Source organism: Streptomyces sp. OR43 (genome assembly GCF_008042275.1).
Taxonomy (GTDB): domain Bacteria; phylum Actinomycetota; class Actinomycetes; order Streptomycetales; family Streptomycetaceae; genus Streptomyces.
Genome location: NZ_RDBK01000017.1, coordinates 1 through 23143, shown reverse-complemented (window position 1 = coordinate 23143; position 23143 = coordinate 1). Strand labels below are relative to the sequence as shown.

Sequence of the window (23143 nt, the reverse complement as noted above, 5' to 3'; positions counted from 1 at the left end):
GCCATCACCGCAGGACCCCGACCCGCACACATCCCCCTCTCCTTCGCCCAGCAACGCCTCTGGTTCCTCCACCAGTACGAACCCGGCAGCTCCCTCTACAACATCCCCATCGCCCTCCGCCTCACCGGCACCCTCGACACCCCCGCACTCCACACCGCACTCACCGACGTCGTGGCACGCCACGAATCCCTCCGCACCCTCTTCACCCAGCACACCGACACCACAGACCCCCAGCAGGTGATCCTCGATGCGGACCGGGCCGTGCCCGCTCTCGACGTGGTGGCCACGACGGAGGCGGATCTTGACGAGCAGCTCGCAACGGCCGCCCGGCACGGTTTCGACCTGTCCGGTGAACTGCCCTTCAGGGCATGGCTGTTCGAGACCGGCCCGGATCGGCGTGTACTGCTTCTCCTGATGCATCACATCGTGGGCGACGGCTGGTCGATGGGGCCCCTGGCCAGGGATCTGACGACGGCGTACGCGGCACGGGTCGAGGGCCGGGCTCCTGCCTGGACCCCGCTGCCCGTGCAGTACGCGGACTTCACCCTCTGGCAGCGCGCCAACCTCGGCTCCGAGGACGACCCCGACAGCCTGGCCTCCCGGCAACTCGACGCGTGGAAAGCGGCACTGGAGGGACTGCCGGCAGAGCTTGAGCTGCCCACCGACCGTCCGAGGCCCGCCGAGCCGTCCCATCGCGGCGGGAGCGTCGACCTCGACCTGTCCGCCGAGCTGCACGCCGCTGTCGTGGAGCTGGCGGGCCGGCAGAACGTCACCCCGTTCATGGTGGTGCAGGCGGCCCTCGCGGCGCTCCTGTCCCGGCTGGGTGCGGGGACGGACATTCCGCTGGGCACCGCCGTCGCCGGGCGGGACGATGCCGCGGTGGAGAACCTCGTGGGGTTCTTCGTCAACACTCTCGTGCTGCGTACCGACCTCTCCGGCAACCCCACCTTCCGTGAGCTGCTCGACCGGGTCCGCCGCACCGACCTGGCGGCGTTCGGCCGGCAGGACGTACCGTTCGAGCGGCTGGTCGAGGTCCTCAACCCGGAGCGGTCGCTGTCCCGGCACCCGCTGTTCCAGACGGCGTTGAGCTGGAACACCGAGGCGGCGGTGCTCGATCTCTCCGGTGTCGCGCCGGAGCGGCAGCGGGTACACGTCGGCACCGCGAAGTTCGACCTGAACGTCGTGCTCGCCGAGCAGCGCACCGCATCCGGCGGGGCCGCGGGGATCCTCGGGCAGATCGAGTACAGCCTCGACCTCTTCGACCGGGAGACCGTCGTGGAGCTCGCGGAGCGGCTCGTACGGCTGCTGAACGCCGCCGTCGCCGACCCCCGGGTCCGGATCGGCGAGATCGAGATCCTCTCGGGCCCGGAGCGGCAGCAGATGGTCCACGACTGGAACGCCACCGGTGCGCCGGTTCCCGCAGCCTCCCTGCCGGAACTGATCGCGGCACAGGCGGCCCGCACCCCGGACGCCGTGGCCGTCGAGTGCGGCGAGACCCGGTGGACGTACCGCGAACTGGACGCCCGTACAGCCGAGTTCGCCGAACGGCTCGTCGGGCTGGGGGTGCGCGCCGAGACGCCCGTCGCCGTCCTGATGGAGCGGTCTGCGGATCTGGTGGCAGCACTGCTCGCGGTGATGCGGGCGGGCGGCGTGTACGTACCCCTGCACACCGGCTATCCGACCGCACGGATGAGGTCGGTGCTCGACGAGGCCCGGGCACCGGTCCTTGTGATCAGCCGCGACCTGGCAGGGCACGAACTGGTCGCCGAGCAGCGCGCGGGCGGGACGGAGGTGCTGATCGCCGAAGAGTCCGGGACAGAGGAGTCCGGGACCGAGGAACCCAGGGCCGACAAGCCCGTCGAGGCCGCCACGCGGGCCTCCCTGCCGACGCGCATCGAGCCCGATCGCCTCGCATACGTGATGTACACGTCCGGTTCCACGGGCAAGCCCAAGGGCGTCTCCGTGACCCAACGTGCTGTGATCGACCTCGCCATGAACCGCGGGTGGGGGATCGGCCCGCACGACCGGGTGCTGATGCACGCGCCGCACGCGTTCGACATCTCCGTCTACGAGATCTGGCTGCCGCTGCTCCGCGGCGCCCGGGTCGTGGTCGCCCCGGCGGGCGACGTGGATGCCGCGACCCTCGACCGGCTGGTCCGCGCGCACGGCATCAGCCATCTGCATCTGACAGCGGGCCTGTTCCGGACCATGGCCGAGGAGCTCTCCGCGACCTTCGGCCACGTCCGTGAGGTCCTCACCGGCGGCGATGTCGTCTCCGCGAGCGCGGTCGAGCAGGTCATCGGGGCCAACCCCGCGACGACGGTCCGCCATCTGTACGGGCCGACCGAGATCACGCTGTGTGCCACCGGGCACGCGGTCTCGGCCCCGTACCGGGCAGCCGACGGCTTGCCGCTGGGGCGACCCCTGGACAACACCCGGGTCTATGTCCTGGACGCCGGACTGCGGCCGGTGCCCGCCGGAGTGCCCGGGGAGCTGTACATCGCGGGATCCGGTCTGGCGCGCGGGTACGCCGGGCGGCCGGACCTGACGGCTGAGCGTTTCGTGGCCGACCCGTTCGCCGCGCCCGGGACGCGTATGTACCGCACGGGTGACCTCGTGCGGTGGTCCGGGGAAGGGCTGCTGGAGTTCGTGGGCCGGGCCGACGACCAGGTCAAGATCCGCGGCTTCCGGGTGGAACCGGCGGAGGTGGAGACCGTACTCGCCGGTGCGGCCGGGGTGGCGCAGGTCGCCGTGCTCGGACGGGAGGACCGGCCGGGCGACAAACGCCTCGTCGCCTATGTGGTGCCGGCCCCGGACGCCCACCCCGAGACGGCCGCACTGCGCGACCTCGCGGCGACCCAACTGCCCGAGTACATGGTGCCGTTCGTCGTCCTGATCGACGCGCTGCCGCTGACTCCCAACGGCAAACTGAACCGGGGCGCGCTGCCGGCCCCCGCGTACGGCGGGGAGGGGCGCGGCGAGCCGGTCACCCCGCAGGAGCAGATCCTGTGCGGCCTGTTCGCGCAGGTGCTCGGCCTGGAGCGGGTCGGGACCGAGGAGAGCTTCTTCGCGCTCGGTGGACACTCCCTGCTGGCCACCCGGCTTGTCAACGGTGTCCGCAAGGCGCTGGGCCGGGACGTTTCGGTACGCGACCTGTTCCAGTCGCCCACGGTGGCCGGGCTGCTGCGCCAGCTGGACGCCGGGAGCAGCAGCGACTCGTTCTCACCGGTGCTGCCCCTGCGGACCGCCGGACACCGCACGCCGCTCTTCTGCCTGCACCCGGCGCTCGGCATCGGCTGGTGCTACGGCCGCCTCGCCGGCCAGCTCCCCGCCGATCTCCCCGTGTACGCGCTCCAGGCGCGCGGGCTGCTGGGCCAGGAACCGCCGGCCGGGACCCTCGAAGAGATGATCGACGAGTACTGCGCACACATCCGGACCGTGCAGCCCGAGGGCCCGTACCAGCTCATCGGCTGGTCCATGGGCGGACTCCTCGCCCACCGGGTCGCCACCCGGCTGCAGAGCCAGGGACAGCAGGTGGCACTCCTCGCCATCGTCGACGCGTACCCGGTGCGGCCCACCCGTGCGGACTGGGACCCGGCCGAACTCACCGCGCAGATCAACGCGGACGTCGGCTTCGACACCGAGCAGGTGGGCCCCGGGCAGGAGGAGGAGGTACTCGCGGAGCTCCGTGCCAAGGGTCACCCGCTGGGGCATCTTCCCGGCGGCGACATCGGGGCCGCGGTCCGCGTCTACGTCAACAGCACCGCGCTGACCCGTGGCCTCCGGCCGGAGCGGTTCACCGGCGACGTCCTGTTCTACTCGTCCGGCGCCTCGTTCAGCAGGGACGACGCGACGTTCAACGCCGAGGTGTGGCGGCCGTACGTGTCCGGGGACATCACCGAGCACGTCTTGGACTTCCTGCACGAGGACCTGATGATCGAGCCGGCGGCGGTCGCCGAGATCGCGACGGTCCTCGCCAAGCACGTACGGGATCCGGAAGTTCCCGGGCCCGTCGAAGCGCACAACACGCACTGACCGCACCACCGACCGACCGCAGCACCGGCCGACCGCAGTTCGACCGACCCGCAGCACCTCGACCGACCGCACCCCCGACCGACCGCCCCACCCGACTGACAGCACCACCGAGCAGCACAAGGAGCATCTGATGAGCAACCCGTTCGAAGATCAGGAAGCCGGCTACCTCGTACTGGTCAACGACGAGGCCCAGCACTCGCTCTGGCCGGCCTTCGCCGAGGTACCCGCGGGCTGGACGGTCGCCCTCGCGCAGACCGACCGCGCCGCGTGCCTGGAGTACATCAACCTGAACTGGACCGACATGCGGCCCAAGAGCCTCGTCGAGGCCATGGCGGGTTCCGGGGCGGACGCGGCTTGAACGAGGTCATGATCGAGGCGGCCGGGGTCTGCAAGAGCTTCGGCGATGTCCACGCCCTGAACGGCGTGGACATCGAAGTCGCCCGGGGCAAGGTCCTCGGGCTGCTCGGCCACAACGGCGCGGGCAAGACGACCCTGGTGAACATCCTGTCCACGGTGTCGCCCCCGACCGCGGGCACGGTCCGGGTCGCCGGGTGCGACGTGACCACGCAGGGGGCCGCGGTGCGCGCCAGGATCGGTGTGACCGGGCAGTTCGCCTCGGTCGACGAGTACCTGTCCGGCTACGGCAACCTGGTCCTGATCGCCCGGCTGCTCGGGGCGGGGAGGCGCGAGGCGGCGGCCCGGGCCACCGAACTGCTCGAACTGTTCCGCCTGACCGAGGCCGCGAAGCAGCCGTCCCGCACGTACTCGGGCGGGATGCGCAGGCGGCTCGACCTCGCGGCCAGTCTCGTGGGCCGACCCGACGTGCTGTTCCTGGACGAGCCCACGACAGGGCTCGACCCGACGACCCGCATCGCGCTGTGGGAGACGGTCGAGGGCCTGGTGGCCGACGGTACGACGGTGCTGCTGACCACGCAGTACTTGGACGAGGCCGACCGGCTCGCCGACTGGATCACCGTCCTGTCGAAGGGCCGCGTCATCGCGTCGGGCACCAGCGGCCGGCTCAAGGCGGAACTGGGAAGCCGCGCGGTGCATGCCGCGCTGACCTCGGACTCCGACCTGTCGGCGGCCACCGGAGCACTGGCGGCGGCGGGCTTCCAGCCGCGCTCGGACCCGGAGCGGCACACCCTGAGCACGCCCGTGGACACCTCCGCCGATATCGCGGCCGTGGTCCGGGCACTCGACACCGTGGGCGCCGAGCTCGTCGAACTCACGGTCAAGGAGCCGTCGCTGGACGACGTCTATCTGGCACTCACCCAATCGCCGACGGCCCTCGCAGGCGCGGCCTGACATCGCGGGAGTCTCCGTTGGCCCTCCAGGAACGCACCCCGGACACGGCACCCGTCGCCGTGCCCGACACCACAGCCGAATGGCGCGGCGGCAGCATCCGCGCCCAGTTGTGGGTGCTCACCGGCCGGCAGATCCGGTCCATGTACGGCGATACCCGGCTCGCGCTGTTCAGCCTGCTCCAACCGCTGATCATGCTGTTGCTGCTGAGCGAGATCTTCGGCAGCATGGCGAACCGCGACGACTTCCCCCACGGGGTGCGCTACATCGACTACCTGGTGCCCGCGCTGCTCGTCACCACCGGCATCGGGTCCGCGCAGGGCGCAGGCGTGGGTCTCGTCAAGGACATGGACAACGGCATCGTGGCCCGGTTCCGGGTGCTGCCCACCAGGCTGCCGCTGGTCCTGGTCGCCCGCTCGCTGGCCGATCTGCTGCGCGTCTTCACCGAACTGCTCGTCCTGCTGGCCTGCGGCACGGTCTTCTTCGGCTTCCGGCCGTCCGGCGGTGTGCTCGGCACGGCCGCGGCCCTGCTGCTCACGGTGTTCGTCATCTGGTCCCTGATCTGGTGCTTCATCGCGCTCGCCGCGTGGCTGCGGAGCGTCGAGGTCATGTCGAGCATCGCGGTCCTGGTGATGTTCCCGCTGATGTTCGCCTCCAGCGCGTTCGTCCCGCTGAAGGGGCTGCCGGAGTGGCTGCAGGTCGTGGCCAAGGTCAATCCGGTGACGTACGCGGTGGACGGTTCGCGGCGGCTCGCACTGGGCTGGGACCTGGGGCTCGGGGTGCTCGGCGCGCTCGGCACGAGCGCCCTACTGCTGGCACTGGCCGGTTTCGTCGCTGCGAAGTGCTTCCAGCGGGCCCCCAACGCCTGAGCACGCCTCCCCTCCGAGGCGCATCCGCGCCCGCGGGACAGCGCGGACAAGGCAGCGGAGCCGCTCCCCCCGGGGAGCGGCTCCGCTGTCCTGTCCGTGCCGGACGCTATGCGCCCCGGCCGCCCGGCCAGTTCGAGGCCTGCGCCGCCCAGCCCCGGTGCCGCAGCTCCTGCGCGAGCGCGTGTTCCGTGCCGGCGGCCACCGCGAGACTCGCCCGCCCGAGCAGCTGCTTGGCCGAGTGGTCGATGCCGATGTCCTCGATGTTGGCCCCGGCCGCCGCCACATCGGTGAACAGCCGGGCCAGCTCTCCGGGACTGTCGCCCACGGAGACCTCCACCGCGGTGAACGCCGCATCGGGCACCCCGTGCTTGCCGGGGATCCTGGCCCGCCCGTCCACCCCGCGCTGCAAGGCCTCGGACAGCTCCGGCTCACCGCCGCGCCCTTCGGCGGACCGCCGCAGCGCCGCCACCGCTTCGAGGACATCGCCGGCGAAGGCCTCCAGGACATCGGCGACCGGCCCCGCGTTCGCCGACAGGATGTCCGTCCACAGCGCCGGACTGCCCCCCGCGATGCGGGTGACATCACGCAGCCCCTGCCCGGCCAGGCGCAGCGCCGACTCGTTCCCGTCCAGAAGACGGGCCGCGGCCAGGCTCGCTATCAGATGCGGGGCGTGCGAGACGAGCGCCACCGCACGGTCGTGGTCCTCCGCGTCGAACAGCACGGGCGTGGCCCCGCACAACGCCGTGAGTTCCAAGGCGCAGTTGAGCGCCGAATCACTGGTCGCGGCGGACGGCACCAAGACCCAGGGGCGCCCCTCGAAGAGATCGGCGCGGGCGGCCAGCGGCCCCGACCGCTCACCGCCGGCCAGCGGATGCCCGCCCACCACGGACGTCAGGTCGCATCCCAGCGCCTCGATCCGCTCGCTCGGCAGGCCCTTGACGCTCGCGACATCCGTGTAGAAGCGGGCCGTTCCCCGCTTCTGGAGCATCGCGAGCACGGGTGCCACCCGCACCGGCGGCACCGCGAGGATCGCGATGTCCGCCACCTCGCGCGGCTGCTCGGCCCGCCCGGCGCCGAGCGCCTCGGCGGTCTGCAGCGCGGCGGGATCGGCGTCGGTCAGATACGTGGTGATGCCCCGTTCACGCAGAGCGAGGGCGATGGACGTGCCGATCAGGCCGGTACCGGCTATGACAGCGGTGCGCATGGGAAACGGGACTCCACTTCCAGACGTCGGGAATGCGGCCGGTCAGCCGTTGAGACGGTCGGCCACCAGCGCGGCGAACCTTTCGAGCCCTTCGTCGATCTGCTCCGGGGTGACCAGGCTGTACGACAGCCGGATCTGCCGTTCCGCCGCGTCCTCGGTACTGAAGTACCGCATGGGCGTCCAGAGCACGCCGTAGTCACGGGCCGATGCTTCGAGCAGCTTCTCGTCGGCGGGGAACGGCACGTCCAGCACGAGGAAGAAGCCACCGCGCGGCGTGTTCCAGCGCACTCCTGAACCGCCGCCTGCCGGGAAGTGCCGGCGCAGCCCCGCGAGGAGCCGCTCCAGGTTGCCCCGGTACACCGCGATCTCCCGCTCGTTGGCCTTGAGCAGACTGTTCCCGTACGTGAGCAGCTTGCCGGCGATGACGGCCTGGGCGATGGGCGAGGTGTTGACCGTGACCATGCTCTTGATTTTTGAGAGCTGGTCGGCGAACAGCCCCACTTCGCCGTCCGCGCCCGCCACGCTCTGATCGGCCACCGCGAACCCGATGCGGGCCCCCGGCAGACCGGTCTTGGCGAACGACCCCAGGTAGACGACCCGGCGGTGAGTGTCGAGGGCCTTCAGCGTGGGCAGCCGGACGCCGTCCGCACTGAAGTAGCCGTACGGATTGTCCTCCAGGAGCAGCAGATCCTCCTGCTCCGCGAAGGCCAGGACGGCCTGCCGGGTCTCCCGGTCCATGCTCGTGCCGGCCGGATTGGAGAAGTCGGGCACCAGATAGCAGGCGCGTGGCCGCAGTCCGCTCGCGCGCGCCTCGCGGACCGTGGCCGCGAGGCTGTCCAGGTCGATCCCGTGCGGGCCGCCCGCCACTTCGAGGACCGGCATGTCGACCAGCCGGGCCGCGCCCTTCAGACCGACGTAGCTCGGCGAGACGGCCAGCACGACGTCCCGGTCGTCCCTGCGCAGGGCGCGCAGCACCAGGAACATCGCCTCCTGGCAGCCCACCGTCACGACCACGGACCCGGCGGGCACCGAGATGCCCTCGTCGACCCGGAGATGGTCGGCGATCAGTTCGTGGATGATGCCGTTGGTGCGCCCGTACTGGAAGAACGTGCGCCGCACCTCCTCGTCGCCGTACCCCTTCTCCTCCTTCAGGTACTGCTCGAAGCGCCGCAGGTAGTCATGGACCTGGCCGGTCTCGAAGAATCCCTCGAAGGGCCTGCCAGGCGCGAACGAGATCGCGCCCGGGTGGAGATGAGCGATTTCGTTCAGGAAGTTCATCGACCCCAGCGCGGGGTCCTCCAGCGAGCCGTGCAGGCCGGCGGTGCTCAGCTGGGCGGCGGCCGCGGCAGCGTATGCGGTCGTCACGTTCGGCAGGGTGGTCACCGCGGGATCCCTTCGTGGTGTTTCGGCGCCCGGTCCACGGGCAACGGGCCTCTGCCGGTACGCAGCCGGCCCGCCTCGCTCACGTTCGCGCAGCCCGCCAGGCCGAGGGCGTCGCGCAGCTCAGCCGCCAGCAAGCCCAGGACCTCGCGCGCCCCGGCCTCGCCGCCCGCCGCGAGCCCCCACAGCAGGGGCCGGCCCACGAGGACACCGTTCGCGCCGAGCGCCAGTGCCTTCAGCACGTCGACCCCGCTGCGGAAACCGCTGTCCACCAGAACCTCGATGCGCCCGTCGACCGCGGCACACACCGCTTCGAGCGCGTCGACGGCCGGGATCGCGCCGTCCAGTTGGCGCCCGCCGTGGTTGGACACGACCACGGCGGCCGCGCCGCACTCCGCGGCCCGCACGGCGTCCTCCGGATCGAGGATGCCCTTCACGATCAGGGGCAACTCCGTCCGCGACCGCAGCTCCCGCACGTCCGCCCAGCTCAGCGACGGAGCGAACGCCGTGCTGGTGTGCGAGGCGAGGGCCGAAGCACCCGGAACCGCACGATGCGCCTCGGAAGCCGTGTCCACGGCGAAGTTCGCGGCCCGTACCTCGGGAGGCAACGAGAACCCGTTGCGTACGTCCCGCAGCCGCCGGCCCATCCACGGCACATCGACGGTGAGGACCAGGGCCGAGCAGCCGGCGTCCTCGGCCCTGCGCACAAGCGCGTACGACAGGGCACGGTCGCGCAGCCAGTACAGCTGGAACCAGGTGGTGGCACCCACCTCGGCGACCTGCTCCAGCGGGAAGCTGCTCAACGTCCCCACGGTGAACGGGACTCCGGCTTCCTTCGCCGCACGGGCCGCCGCCAGCTCGCCCTCGGGGTGGACCAGCTGGTGGTAACCGATCGGCGCGGTGGCCACCGGCATCGACACTCCACGGCCGAGCAGGGTCGACGCCGTCGAGCACGCCGAGACGTCCCGCAGCGCACGCGGAACCAGCCGGACGCGGTCCAGAGCCGTGCGGTTGGCCGCGAGCGTCAGTTCGGCGCCACTGCCACCGGACACGAAGTCCCACACCGGCCGGGGGAGCAAAGCGGCAGCGGCCTGCTCCACCTCGCCGATGCTCACCGCCGCCGGAACCGTGCCACTGCTCACCGCGGCAGCCCGATCTCGCGCTGCCGCTCGACCTCGACCGCCTCGTACAGCGCCTTGATGTTGGAGCTGCCGAAGGTCTCGGCGCCGATCCGCTCGATGACCTCGAAGAACAGGGTGCGCCGGGCGTGCGTCGACCGCGTGAAGATCTGGAACAGCTGACCGCCGTGGTCCTCGTCGACGAGGAGGTTCAGCTCGCGCAGTTCGTCCAGCGAGTGCTTCCGCAGCGAGAGCCGCTGCCCCAGCAGCTCGTAGTACGCGGCGGGTGTCTTCAGGAAGCCGACCTCATGCCCGGAGAGCGTGCGCACCGTGTGGGGCGCGTCGTCGCTGGAGAACGCGATGTGCTGGATGCCCGCACCGTCATGGTTCTTCAGGAACTCGTCGATCTGGCCGGCGTCGGCCGACGGGTCCGGCTGGATGATCGTGAAGGTGATCTCGCCGGAGGGACTCTGCACCACCTTCGACAGCATGGCCTGGGTACCGACGGCGATCCGCTCCTCGAAGATCTCCGCGAAGCCCAGGACCTCCTGGTAGAAGCGGACCGTCGGATCCAGCTCCCCGATGTTCACGCACACGGCGAAGTGGTCGATCTCCAGCAGACCCACCCCGCGGTCGGGCACCTCCGCGTGCTCCACCGGCCGGAAGCCGGCCGGCAGCCCGGCGGTGTCCGAGGCCTCCCGCTCGACCAGCGGGTGCGTCAGATCTCCGAACGCCCCCACGGTCGCGGTCGCGAGGACCCCGCCGCCCTGGTGCCCGGCCACCTCCGCCAACGACCTCGCACCCCGCCCGACGGCCTCCGCGTGGGCCGCCGCGACATCATCCGTACGCAGGGCGATGGCGGCGACACCGTCACCGTGGCCGAGTACGTACACCGACGCGGGGTGCTCGTCACTGATGCCCTCGGTCAGCACCATCGTGATCCGGCCCTGGCGCAGCGCGACACTGCGGAAACCCTCCTCGGGAGAGCCCGCGGTGCCCACCACGGTGAATCCGTAACGGTCGACCCAGTGACCGGTGCTGGCGTCCAGGTCCTCGACGTACAGCTCGACGTGGTCGAGCCGCAGACCGTCGAGATGGCCGGTGCCGCTGCTGGTCCCGGCGGCGGGCACCGTGGGGGCGGACGCTATCGGTGCGGAGGTCGCTCCCGAGGTTGCTCCGGAGGTCGCTTCGGAAGACGGTTCGGAGATCGGTTCTGAGGACATGGTGATCCTGTTCTCGAGTAGGGGCGGAGCAGATCTGTGGCGTCCTGGGCGGCCGGACGCCCCGCGCCGCGCGGTCGCGGACGGCGCGTGGGGACCCGGTCCCTCAGTCGGACATCGCGACCAGAATCCGGCGGGGACCGGTGAACGGCCGACGCCCGTGGCCCACCAGCACGTTGTCGATGAGCAGGAGGTCACCGGTGTGCCAGTCGACGTCGACCGCCGCGTCGAGCCCCTTGTCCCGCACCTCGATCACGTACTCGTCCGGGATCGCGCTCCCGTCGGCGAACCTGACGGACTGGGGCAGCTCCTCCTCGGGCAGGATCTGCGCGAGTTCGGCCGCCATCTCGTCACCGAGCGCGGCCGGGTGCCACTGGTCGGACTGGTTGAACCACACCTCGACCCCCGTCACCGGGTGCCGGACCGTCGAGGGACGCAGCTGCGTCACCCGGAGCCCGCCGTCGCCGCGCCACTCCCACTCGGCCTCCGTGCCCTTCAGGAAGGCCTCGACCTCCGCCCGGTCATCGGTCTCGAAGGTGTCCTGCCAGCTCTTGCCCAGCCCCCGGCCGCCGTGCAGGTTCTGCGAGTAGCGGACACCGCCCGCGAAGGCCTCACGGATCGCCGGATCCAGCGACTCCAGCCACAGCGTGCCGTCCACCACCGGCGTCGCCCCGCCCGTCGTCGGCTCGTGCGCCGCGAAGAACAGCAGCCGGGACGGCCACGCGTGCGCGTACGACAGCTCGTTGTGCATGGAGATCGTCAGCTCGGGCGGGTACTCCGTCGAGGTGTAGATGTTGCTGCCGACCTTGCTGCGCGGCGAGTTCCCGTGCACATAGGCGAGCCGGTTGGGCAGCAACAGATCCATGGCCGGTTCGAGTGTGCTCTCCGAGACCTGGAAACCGCGGAACACCAGCGCCTTCTCGGCGATGAGCATGCTGCTGATCTTGTCGGTGTCGGCCAGGAACTCGGCCAGACCCGCCGGAGTCGGATCGACACCGGCGTCATCCGCGGTGATCTCCAGCGGCTTCCAGCCGTGCTGCTTACTCATGGGGACCTCAATTGGCTCAGGGAAGGAAAGAGTGCGAAACAGCCACCGGCCCCCGGGCTGGGGTGACCGGTCCGAACCGTGATCAGCGCCGGACTGTCTGCCGGTCCGCGGCGGTCCGGAAGAACTCGACGATGCCCTTGTTCACCGAGTCCGGATCCTCCAGATATCCGTAGTGACCGCATCCGGCAATGACCTCGAACGAGGCCCCCGGAATGGCCTCGGCCACCTCACGCCCCAGCTCGGGCGGCGTGACCAGGTCGTCCTGGAACGCGATGACGTGACAGGGGACGGAAATGCTCCGGTACGCGGGCAGGCGCGAGGGCGTCGGATCGAGGCCCAGTTGCGCGCGTTCCCCGGAGACGTTCCCGGACGTGGCCTCCAGGACCTCCAGCCAGTCGCTCACCTCCACGTCGTTCAGGAGCGAGCGCGGCGACAGGTTCCTCATCACCTGGATCACCGCGTCGAACTTCGGAGGAAGCCGCACCCCGGAGTCGTACAGCTCGATCTCCGCCCGCGTCAGCGCCCGGCGCATGGCGTCCACACGCCCCCGGGTGGCAAGGAGCACGGCACTCTGCACGAGGTCAGGACGGCGCAGGGCCAGTTCCTGGACGACGTACGAACCCAGAGAGGTCCCGACGAGCCGGCAGCCGTCCAGACGGAGGTGCCTGATCAGGCCGATGACGTCGTTCACCATGTCCTGGATGGTGAACCCGTCGGCGCAGGGGGCACTGGGCGCGATACCGCGGTTCTCGAAGGTGATGACCCGATAGCCCGCCGCGACCAGGGCAGGAACCTGGTGCAGGTGCCACGCCCGGCCGGTGGCGCCCGACCCCATCACCATGACGACGGGCTCGCCGGTACCACCGGAGTCCTCGTAACTCAGACGAATTCCGTTGACCGGAACGATTGGCATGGCGATCTCTTTCGCTCTGGGAGACGTAGGTGGTTGGTTCTGCCGTGGGGGGTGTGGGGTCCGGGCGCGGATCAGTGCATGGCGTTCATCGCCTGCACGAGGCTGTGGGGCCGCATGTCGGTCCACTGCTCGTTGATGAAGTCGAGGCATGCCTGCCTGCCGCTGTCCGCGAGAGCGACCGTCCAGCCCTCCGGCACGTCGGCGAACACCGGCCACAAGGAGTGCTGCAGCTCGTCGTTGACCAGTACGTGGTACGTGGCCTCGGGGTCCTCGAACGGGTTGGCCATCTCTTCTGCTCCCTGTTTCTTCGGTTGCTGGGGCTGTTTGTCGGGTGAGGGCTGACGGGACGGGAGGGGAGGCCTACGACTCCCACTCGGCCTGAAGGAGGTCCAGCTCGTCCTGGCTCAGCCCGGTGAGCGTCGCGTCGCCGTCGAACTCCGCCGAAGGCGCGCCGGGCAGGTCGCCGGCTCGGGCGATGGAAACGAGTCCGGCCACGGTGCGCTGCTCGAAGACGTCCTTCACCGTGAAGGTGACGCCCTCGCGGATGGCGTGGGAGACGAGCTGGAGCGACCGGATGCTGTCACCGCCGAGGTCGAAGAAGCTGTCGTCGATCCCGACCCGTTCCAGGCCGAGGATGTCGGCGAAGAGTCCGCAGAGGATTTCTTCCTGGGGGGTTCTGGGGGCGCGGCTCTGTGGGGCGGTGGTGAATTCGGGGTCGGGCAGGGCTTTGCGGTCGAGCTTGCCGTTCGCGGTCAGGGGCAGTGCGTCGAGGGTGACGAAGGCGGCCGGGACCATGTAGTCGGGGAGGGTCTGGGCGAGGTGGGTGCGGACGGTGTTGGTGTCGGGGGAGTCGCCGGTGAGGTAGGCGATGAGGCGGTCGTCGCGGACGATGACGGCTGCCTGGGCGATGCTGTCGAGGCCGGTCAGGACGGTTTCGATTTCGCCGAGTTCGATGCGGTGTCCGCGGATTTTGACTTGGTCGTCGGCGCGGCGGAGGTATTCGAGGTTGCCTTGGTCGGTCCAGCGGGCGATGTCGCCGGTGCGGTACATGCGGGTGCCGGTCGGGCCGTACGGGTTCGCGACGAAGCGTTCGGCGGTGAGGCCTGCGCGCTTGAGGTAGCCGCGGGCGATGCCGGTGCCGGCGATGTACAGCTCGCCGGGAACGGTGGGAGGTACGGGCTGGAGGTGGTCGTCGAGGACGTACACCTGGGTGTTGGTGAGCGGGCGGCCGATGGTGACCGTGTCGTCCGGTGTGACGGGGGCGGTGGTGGACCAGATGGTGGTTTCGGTGGGTCCGTAGACATTCAGGACAGAGGCGGCGTTCGCGGTGAGTTGTGTGGCGAGGTCGGTGGGGAGGGCCTCGCCGCCGACCAGGACACGGACGCCACGCAGTGATTCGCCTGCGTCGGGTGTGACGGCTCGCCAGAGGCTGGGGGTCGCCTGCATGACGGTGACCCGTTCCTGGTGCAGGGTGCGTCGGAGGGTGGCGGGGTCGTGGGCGAGGCCGGGGGGTGCGAGGACGACGGTTGCGCCGGTGGTGAGGGGTGCGAAGAGTTCGAGTCCGGCGATGTCGAAGCCGACGGTGGTGACGGCGAGGAGTCGGTCGTCGGTGGTCAGGGGGATGCGGGTGTGCATGTCGGTGAGCAGGTTGGTCAGTGCGTTGCGGGAGACGACGACGCCCTTGGGGCGGCCGGTGGACCCGGAGGTGTACAGGACGTACGCGGCTGTCGTGCCGCTTGCGTCGGTCGGCAGTGGTGCGCTGGAACTCCGGGTGTTCAGCGAAGAAAAGAGGGTTTGGTTCAGGACCAGGACGGGGTCGGTTTCGGCTTGCATGAACTCGACGCGGTCGGTGGGGAAGTCCAGGTCGATGGGCAGGTAGGCGCTGCCGGTCTTGAGGACGGCGAGGAGTGCGACGACGAGTTCGGTGGAGCGGGGCAGTGCGACCGCGATGAACGTCTCCGGTCCGGCCCCGTTCTCCACGAGGACGCGGGCCAGGCGGTCGGCCCAGGCATCCAGCTCCCGGTAGGACAGGCGGGTGTCCTCGAACACCAACGCCACAGCATCCGGAGTGGCCGCCACCTGGGCCTCGAACAGCCCCATCACATCGGCATCAGCGGTGCCGGCAGCCGGAGCGGCTCCCGTTCCCCACTCCTCTACGACCTGGGCACGCTCGTTCTCGTTCAGTACGTCGATCTGTGACACCTGGGTGTCCGGTGCGGCGACGGCCGCGTCCAGAACGCGTACGAACCGCTCGCACAGCACCTCGGCGGTCTGCGCATCGAACAGATCGGCACTGAACTCCAGAGCCGCACCGATACCGCCTGTCTGCTCCAACTCGGCGTAGGAAAGGGAGAGATCGAAGCGCGAGGCCCCTGTTCCACCCGGTTGCTGCTCCACCTTGAGACCGCCGAACTCCAGCTCGCCCACGACCGACTGCGAGGTCACGTTCGGGTTGAGCATGATTTGGAAGAGGGGGTGGCGTGCGGTGGAGCGTTCGGGGTTGAGGATTTCGACGAGGCGTTCGAAGGGGACGTCTTGGTTGCTGTAGGCGGCGAGGTCGGTCTGCCGGACCCGCTTCAGCAGCTCGGTGAAGGTGGGGTTGCCGGTGAGGTCGGTGCGGAGGACGAGGGTGTTGACGAAGAAGCCGACGAGGTCTTCGACGGCGTCGTCGGTGCGGCCTGCGATGGGGGAGCCGATGGGGATGTCGGTGCCTGCGCCGTGGTGGTTGAGGAGGACTCCGAGTGCGGCTTGCAGGACCATGAAGACGCTGGCCTGTTGTTCGCGGGCGAGGCGGGTGATGCCTGTGTGGAGTTCTTGGGGTATGTGGAATTCGATGGTGCCGCCCTGGTGTGTGGGGGTGGTGGGGCGGGGTCGGTCGGTGGGGAGTTCGAGTTCGGACGGGAGGTCGGCCAGAGTCGTCTGCTGAACCAGCGCTGCCACGGCGGCGACTGTGGAGGCCTCGAAGAGCTGGCGTACGGAGAGTTCGGCGTCGAGTGCGGTGCGGATGCGGGAGACGAGGCGGGTGGCGAGGAGTGAGTGTCCGCCGAGGTCGAAGAAGCTGTCGTCGATCCCGACCCGTTCCAGGCCGAGGATGTCGGCGAAGAGTCCGCAGAGGATTTCTTCCTGCGGGGTTCTGGGGGCGCGGCTCTGTGCGGCACCGGTGAACTCGGGTTCGGGCAGGGCCTTGCGGTCGAGCTTGCCGTTCGCGGTCAGGGGCAGTGCGTCGAGGGTGACGAAGGCGGCCGGGACCATGTAGTCCGGTAGGGCCTGGGCCAGCTGGGTACGTACTGCGTTGGTGTCGGGGGAGTCGCCGGTGAGGTAGGCGATGAGGCGGTCGTCGCGGACGATGACGGCTGCCTGCGCGATGCTGTCGAGGCCGGTGAGGGTGGTTTCGATCTCGCCGAGTTCGATGCGGTGTCCGCGGATCTTGACCTGGTCGTCGGCGCGGCGGAGGTATTCGAGGTTGCCTTGGTCGGTCCAGCGGACGATGTCGCCGGTGCGGTACATGCGCGTTCCGGTCGGGCCGTAGGGGTCGGCGACGAAGCGTTCGGCGGTGAGACCTGCGCGCTTGAGGTAGCCGCGGGCGACGCCGGTGCCGGCGATGTAGAGCTCGCCGGGGACGCCGGCGGGTACGGGCTGGAGGTGGTCGTCGAGGACGTAGACCTGGGTGTTGGTGAGCGGGCGGCCGATGGTGACCGTGTCGTCCGGTGTGACGGGGGCGGTGGTGGACCAGATGGTGGTTTCGGTGGGTCCGTAGACATTCAGGACAGAGGCGGCGTTCGCGGTGAGTTGTGTGGCGAGGTCGGTGGGGAGGGCCTCGCCGCCGACCAGGACACGGACGCCGCGCAGTGACTGGCCCGCGTCGGGTGTGACGGCTCGCCAGAGGCTGGGGGTCGCCTGCATGACGGTGACCCGTTCCTGGTTCAGGGTGCGTCGGAGGGTGGCGGGGTCGTGGACGAGGCCGGGGGGTGCGAGGACGACGGTTGCGCCGGTGGTGAGGGGTGCGAAGAGTTCGAGTCCGGCGATGTCGAAGCCCACCGTGGTGACGGCGAGGAGCCGGTCGTCGGTGGTCAGGGGGATGCGGGTGTGCATGTCGGTGAGCAGGTTGGTCAGTGCGCTGCGGGAGACGACGACGCCCTTGGGGCGGCCGGTGGACCCGGAGGTGTAGAGCACATACGCGGCTGTCGTGCCGCTTGCGTCGGTCGGTAGTGGTGCGCTGGAACGCCGGGTGTTCAGTGAGGTGAACAGGGTCTGGTCCAGGACCATGACCGGTTCCGTCTCGGCCTGCATGAACTCGACGCGGTCGGCGGGGAAGTCCAGGTCGATGGGCAGGTAGGCGCCGCCGGTCTTGAGGACGGCGAGGAGTGCGACGACGAGTTCGGTGGAGCGGGGCAGTGCGACGGCGATGAACGTCTCCGGCCCCGCCCCGTTCTCCGCGAGGACGCGGGCCAGGCGGTCGGCCCAGGCATCCAGCTCCCGGTAGGACAGGCGGGTGTCCTCGAACACCAACGCCACAGCATCCGGAGTGGCCGCCACCTGGGCCTCGAACAGCCCCATCACATCGGCATCAGCGGCGCCGGCAGCCGGAACGGCCCCCGCTCCCCACTCCTCAAGAAGCCGGCCCCGCTCGTCCTCACCCAGGACAGCGAGCCGGGAGACGGGCGCCGCCACGTCGGTGAGGAGCTGTTCCACCAGGAACCTGAACCGCTCGGAGACCTGCTCGGCGTACGCCGTGTCCACCAGGTCGGGACGGTAGTCGAGGCGGAAGGCCATGCGGTCGCCCGGGATGGCCGCCAGGCCGAGGGCGTAGTGGGTGCCGCCACGGATCTCGGCTCCCTCGACGGTCAGGCCGCCGTCATCGGCCAGGGTGTCGATCGTGGCCCGGTCCAGGGGGAAGTTCTCGAAGACGGTCAGGGTGTCGAACAACTCGCCCGCACCCAAAGCCTGTTGGATTTCGGTCAGACCGATGTGCTGGTGTTCCACCAGTTCGGCCTGCTCGTCCTGAAGCCGTCGCAAGAAGTCCGCCACCGGCTCGGCCGGGCGCAGTGCGGCCCGCAGGGGCAGGGTGTTGACGAAGAGGCCCACCATCGATTCGGCCCCGTGCAGACCGCCAGGGCGGCCCGCGGTGGTGACGCCGAAGACCACGTCGTCCCGGCCCGTGAGGCGGCCGAGCAGTACGGCCCAGGCGGCCTGGACGACGGTGTTGGGCGTGACGCCGACCGTGCGCGCGGTGCGCGCGAGCTGGGCGGTGGTCTCCTCGGAGAGCGAGAACTCCACCCTCTTCTGGGCGGCGGGTGTTGCCCCGGGTACGGGGGCGGACAGCCTGGTCGGCTCGTCCACTCCGGCCAGCGCCGCACTCCAGGCCTTGACCGCCTGGTCGCGGTCCTGGACGGCGAGCCAGTCCAGGTAGTCGCGGTAGGGGCGCACCTCCGGCAGCCGGGTGGTGTCATGTCCGGCCGGGTCGGCGGCGTACAGGGCGAGTACGTCACGCACGACGAGCGGCAAGGACCAGCCGTCCAGGATGATGTGGTGGTTGGTCAGTACGAGGACCGACCGGTCCTGGGCCAGCCGGACCAGGGTGAGCCTGACGAGGGGCGGGCGGGACAGGTCGAAGCGGGTCCAGCGGTCCTCGTCGAGCAGGGCCTCGCAGGCGGCCTCGCGCTCCTGCTCCGACCGGCCGGTGAGGTCCACCTCGCGCCACGGAGCCCGCGCCTCGGCGGCGAGGACGGCGAGAGCGCGGCCGGATTCGCTCTGGTGGAAGCCCGCGCGCAGGCTCGCATGCCGGGCGAGGACCAGGTCGGTCGCGGCACGCAGGGCGGCCGGGTCGAGGGCGCCCCTGAACTCCAGGACCAGCTGGGCGTTGTAGTAGTCCAGGCCCGAGGTGTCGAACTGGTGGTGGAAGAACAGGCCTTCCTGCAGCGGGGTCAGCGGAAGGACGTCCACCGCGTCGGGCACCGCCTCGCGCGCCTGCGCCAGATCGGCCGGAGTGACACCCAGGTCCGCGGGGGCGGCCGGGGTCTCGTCGGGGCGGTCGGCCACGGTCAGGACGCCTGCCAGACCGGCCACCGTCCTGTGCCGGAAGACGTCGCGTGCCGTGAACAGCAGACCGGCCCGGCGGGCACGGGCCACCAGACGGGTGGCCATGATGCTGTCGCCGCCCCGCTCGAAGAAGTTGTCGTCGATGCTGAGCGCGGCGGCGCCGAGGATCTCCGCAGCCAGTGCGCACAGGGTGTCCTCCTGCGCGGTGCGGGGACCGCGGCCCTGATTGTCGCCGGTCCCGTACTCCGGGGCGGGCAGGGCCCTGCGGTCGAGCTTGCCGTTCGGGGTGAGCGGCAGGGCGGGCAGCGTCACGAAGCCGGCCGGGACCATGTAGTCGGGCAGGGAGGCCGCCAGGTGGGCGCGGAGCTCGTCCGTACCGGCCCCCGCGCCCAGGCTGTCGTCCGAGGGTACGAAGTAGGCCACCAGCCTCCGGTCGCCCGGCCGGTCCTCCCGGACGATCACCGCGGCCCGCCCGACGGCCGGGTGCCGGAGCAGTACCGACTCGATCTCGCCGAGCTCGATGCGGAAGCCGCGCAGCTTGACCTGGTCATCGGCGCGCCGCTCGTACATCAGCTGCCCGTCGGCGGTCCATCGCACGAGGTCGCCGGTGCGGTACATCCGGGAGCCCGGCGCGCCGAACGGGTCGGCGACGAAGCGTTCGGCGGTGAGGTCGGCGCGGCCCCGGTAGCCGCGGGCCAGGCCGGATCCGGCGATGTACAGGTCGCCGGGAACACCCGCCGGTACGGGGTGCAGTGCGTGATCCAGCACGTACACACGGGTGTTGAGGACGGGACGGCCGATCGACACGGCGGTGTCGGTGGCGACGGTGGCAGCGGTGGACCAGACGGTCGTCTCGGTGGGGCCGTACAGGTTCGTCACCGACACCGCGTGCCCGGTGAGCGTGCGGGCCAGCTCGGTGGGCAGCGCCTCGCCGCCCACCAGGACCCGCAGGCCGTTGAGGGCGGTGGTGTCCTCGGCCGCGAGGGCGTGCCAGAGACTGGGCGTGGCCTGCATGACCGTGGCTCCGGTGTGCCGGATCAGCGCGCCGAGCGCCTCGACGTCCCGTACGGCGTCACGGTCCGCGACCACGACGGCGGCGCYCGACAGCAGGGGGAGGTAGAGCTCCAGGGCGGCGATGTCGAAGCCGACGGTCGTCACGGCGAGCAGCCGGTCGTGCTCCGTGAGAGAGACCCGGTCGTCCATCGAGGCCAGGAAGTTGTCGAGCGCCGCGCGGGTCACCTCGACGCCCTTGGGCCGCCCGGTGGAGCCGGAGGTGTAGATCACGTAGGCCGGGTGATCGCCCCGTACCTCCGCGGTCCGTTCGCCCCGCGTCAGGTCGGCGGTGGGCAGTGCGCCGGTACGCACCCGGTCGAGCAGGATCCGCTCCACACCGGCGGCCGGCATCCGGTCCGCGAGCGCGTCGCAGGTCAGCAGGAGGGACGGCCGCGCGTCGTCGAGGACGTACGCGATGCGGTCCACGGGATATTCGGGGTCCACCGGCAGGTAGGCGGCGCCGGTCTTGAGGACCGCGAGGAGGGCCACGACCAGGTCGGTGGAGCGGGGCAGGGCGACGGCCACGTACTGTTCGGGGCCGATACCCCGGCCGGCGAGCAGGCGGGCCAACTGGTTCGCGCGGGAGTTGAGTTCGCCGTACGTGAGCCGGCTGTCCCGGTGGACGAGGGCGACGGCGTCCGGGGCGGTCCGGGCGCGTGCTTCGAAGAGCTCGGGCAGCGAGGCGTCGGGGAGCGGGCGCCCGGTGGCGTTCCACTGCTCCAGGACGCGCTCCCGCTCGCTCGCGCCGAGCAGGGCGATGCCGCTCAGGGGAGCGGTGGGGTCGGCGGCGAGCGCGGTCAGGAAGGCGATGAACCGGTCCTGGTGAGCGGCGAGTTCGGCCTCGGTGTAGAGCGCCGGATTGCCGTCGAAGTCGAGCCGGACGCCCTCGTCCCCCATGGGGTCGCCGAAAGACGTCATGGAAAGGTCCCTGACCGGGCCGGTCGACAGCGGGTGCATCACGGTGTCGAGGCCGCCGAACGAGATCTCCTGGCCGAAGGACATGGCGTTGACCATGACCGAGGACAGCCCGCCGGCCCCGCCGGACAGGTTCAGCTCGCGGTGCAGGTCCTCGCCGCGGTACCGCTGGTGCCGCAGCGCGCCGTTGACCTGGGCGGTCGCCTGGCGCACCAGGTCCGCCAGACTCAGGCCCGGACTCACGGTGAACCGCAGCGGCACTTCGTTGGCGAGCATCGCGGGAGTGGTGAGGGCGAGGGCGTCGGCGCGCGCGGTCATCGGCAGGCCGACCACCACGTCGGCGGTCGAGGTCAGCCGGTGGGTGTACGCGGCGACGGCGGCGACGAGGACGAGCGACCAGCGGCCCGACTCACGCAGCCGGGCCAACTGCCCGGAGGTCAGCCGGGCGCTGCGGCGCAGGGGTTTCGGCGACGGTTCGGCGGTGCGGCCGGTGAGCGTCGAGGACTCGGGGGTCTCCCCGAAGAGGTCCAGCCAGTACGTGCGGTCCCGGTCGTGCTGCGCCGAGGACCGGTAGCGGGCGTCGCTGTCGAGCAGTTCGGCCAGCGGGCGGATCCGGGTGGGAGCGGGCTCCTGGCCGGCCGCGAGCGCCGTGTACGTCTGGGCGAGCCGGCGGAGGTAGAGGGTCTGCCCGTAGCCGTCGAGTACGAGGTGGTGGTGCCGGAAGTAGAAGAGGGTCCGGTCCTGGCCGAGCTCGAACAGGGCATGGGTGTACAGCCGCCCGGCCCGCGGGTCCGCCGGGACGGACAGGTCGTCGTCCATCCACGCGCGGGCGGCCGCGTCCGGGTCGGCCGCGGTGCTCACGTCCACGAACTGCACCGGCACCTCGCCGGCGGGTTCGACGATCTGGTGCGGCTCGTCGCCGTCGTCGTCGAACCGCGCGCGCAGGGCGTCGGTCTCGGCGACGGTGCGGCGCACGGCCTCGGCCAGCAGAGCGTGGTCGATCCGTCCGCTGACGCGGAAGCAGGTGGCACAGTTGTACAGCGGGCTGTCCGGAGCCAACTGCTGTGCGACCCAGATCCCCATCTGTGCCGCGGAGACAGCCTGACGAACCGACCCATGCTCTGACACTGAATACCTACTCACGTTTCTCTGCGGACGAGCTTGTGTGCTGTGGGGGATCGGGGACCCGGCCGGCCGGTGGCCGCTGCCGCGGGATCAGGCCGCGTGGGCCAGTTCGGCGCGGATGACCTCGACGAGGGCGTTGAGCGTGGGCGCGTCCCACATGATGGTGGGCTCGAGCGTCAGCCCCAGGTGCTCCTCGATCTCGGTGACCACGGTCAGCGCGTAGAGCGAGTCGAGGCCGTAGTTGGCCAGGGAGACGTCGGGGTCGATCTCCTCGGCCGGCAGCTGGACGTGCTCGGCTATGCGCTCCTTGAGCCAGCCGGTCAGCTCCTCGGGGGAGTGGTCCTGGTTGTTCTTCTCGACGATGGGGCTGGACATGGTCAGTTCTCCTTGGGAAGGCGATCGGCGAGCTGTCGTCTCACCAGACCGAAACTGGTCGAGGACTCGTAGCGCTCCAGCAGCTCGTCGTAGAGCCGCTGTTCGAGATGACCGGGCAGGTTCTCCGGCCGGGTGCCCGGACGCAGGGCGAGCCGGTTCAGGGCGGCCGCCGCCCAGGCGGGGTCGGCGAGGAACGGGTCCGGGTGGTGCTGGTTGTTGCGCCACAGTTCGACGCAGCTGGCGCCCACCAGAACGTTGACGTACCGGTGAGTGAGGTCGTAGCCGGCGGAGCTGGCCGCGACGGACAGCTCACTGGCCGGGATCGCGGCGCACTCCTCGGCGAGCAGGGCGAGCTCCGCGGTCAGCTGCTGTCCGACGCGATGGATCTCGCGCCGCTCGTGATCCGGCCCGGTGATCGCGTCGAGACCCGGGGCGAGTGAGCGGCTGAGCCGCTCACGTCCACCGGCGCTGACGGTCAGCCGGTCGAAGGGGATGCCCGGCAGGTCGGCGTCGAGCCGGAAGAGGTCCGCGGGCGCGGCCGGGC

13 protein-coding genes and 1 pseudogene are annotated in these 23143 nt (G+C 70.8%); 4 read left to right on the top strand and 10 right to left on the bottom strand.

The window, feature by feature from the left end; translation table 11 throughout:
* From EAO72_RS09265 to EAO72_RS09250, 4 genes are all read left to right on the top strand, one after another.
* Positions 1-4035 (top strand): non-ribosomal peptide synthetase (locus EAO72_RS09265; RefSeq protein ID WP_148016775.1); only part of this gene is annotated, 4035 nt, incomplete at its 5' end.
* 130 nt (positions 4036-4165) lie between these two features.
* Positions 4166-4393 (top strand): MbtH family protein, encoded by a 228-nt coding sequence (locus EAO72_RS09260; RefSeq protein WP_315986296.1) that lies wholly within the window; start codon positions 4166-4168, stop codon positions 4391-4393.
* Between the two features lie 8 nt (positions 4394-4401).
* Positions 4402-5343: an ATP-binding cassette domain-containing protein gene (locus EAO72_RS09255; RefSeq protein ID WP_148016777.1), complete on the top strand. Its 942-nt coding sequence runs from the start codon at positions 4402-4404 to the stop codon at positions 5341-5343.
* A gap of 17 nt (positions 5344-5360) precedes the next feature.
* A complete protein-coding gene (locus EAO72_RS09250; protein WP_148016773.1) occupies positions 5361-6209 on the top strand; it encodes an ABC transporter permease in 849 nt (282 codons plus the stop codon).
* Between the two features lie 106 nt (positions 6210-6315).
* Here EAO72_RS09250 and EAO72_RS09245 read toward each other — a convergent pair whose 3' ends face one another.
* From EAO72_RS09245 to EAO72_RS41870, 10 genes and pseudogenes are all read right to left on the bottom strand, one after another.
* Positions 6316-7413: a prephenate dehydrogenase gene (locus EAO72_RS09245; protein WP_148016772.1), complete on the bottom strand. Its 1098-nt coding sequence runs from the start codon at positions 7411-7413 to the stop codon at positions 6316-6318.
* Positions 7414-7455: 42 nt separating this feature from the next.
* Positions 7456-8778: an aminotransferase-like domain-containing protein gene (locus EAO72_RS09240; RefSeq protein ID WP_410090171.1), complete on the bottom strand. Its 1323-nt coding sequence runs from the start codon at positions 8776-8778 to the stop codon at positions 7456-7458.
* Between the two features lie 14 nt (positions 8779-8792).
* Entirely contained in the window at positions 8793-9935 is a 1143-nt protein-coding gene (locus tag EAO72_RS09235) for an alpha-hydroxy acid oxidase (RefSeq protein ID WP_148016771.1), read from the bottom strand.
* Positions 9932-11134, bottom strand: coding sequence for a 4-hydroxyphenylpyruvate dioxygenase (hppD, locus tag EAO72_RS09230; RefSeq protein WP_148016770.1), 1203 nt, complete (start codon positions 11132-11134; stop codon positions 9932-9934). The genes EAO72_RS09235 and hppD overlap by 4 nt, the downstream gene beginning before the upstream one ends.
* A 103-nt stretch (positions 11135-11237) precedes the next feature.
* Entirely contained in the window at positions 11238-12179 is a 942-nt protein-coding gene (locus EAO72_RS09225) for a TauD/TfdA family dioxygenase (RefSeq protein ID WP_148016769.1), read from the bottom strand.
* Positions 12180-12261: 82 nt separating this feature from the next.
* Entirely contained in the window at positions 12262-13092 is an 831-nt protein-coding gene (locus EAO72_RS09220; RefSeq protein WP_148016768.1) for an alpha/beta fold hydrolase, read from the bottom strand.
* Between the two features lie 71 nt (positions 13093-13163).
* On the bottom strand, positions 13164-13379 hold the full coding sequence (locus EAO72_RS09215; RefSeq protein WP_148016767.1) for an MbtH family protein: 216 nt from the start codon (positions 13377-13379) through the stop codon (positions 13164-13166).
* Positions 13380-13452: 73 nt separating this feature from the next.
* A complete protein-coding gene (locus EAO72_RS09210) occupies positions 13453-22227 on the bottom strand; it encodes a non-ribosomal peptide synthetase (protein WP_261991385.1) in 8775 nt (2924 codons plus the stop codon).
* Between the two features lie 87 nt (positions 22228-22314).
* Complete coding sequence (locus tag EAO72_RS09205) at positions 22315-22599, bottom strand: acyl carrier protein (protein ID WP_148016765.1); 285 nt, start codon at positions 22597-22599, stop codon at positions 22315-22317.
* Positions 22600-22601: 2 nt separating this feature from the next.
* Positions 22602-23143: pseudogene (locus EAO72_RS41870) on the bottom strand (acyl-CoA dehydrogenase); the annotation flags it as partial.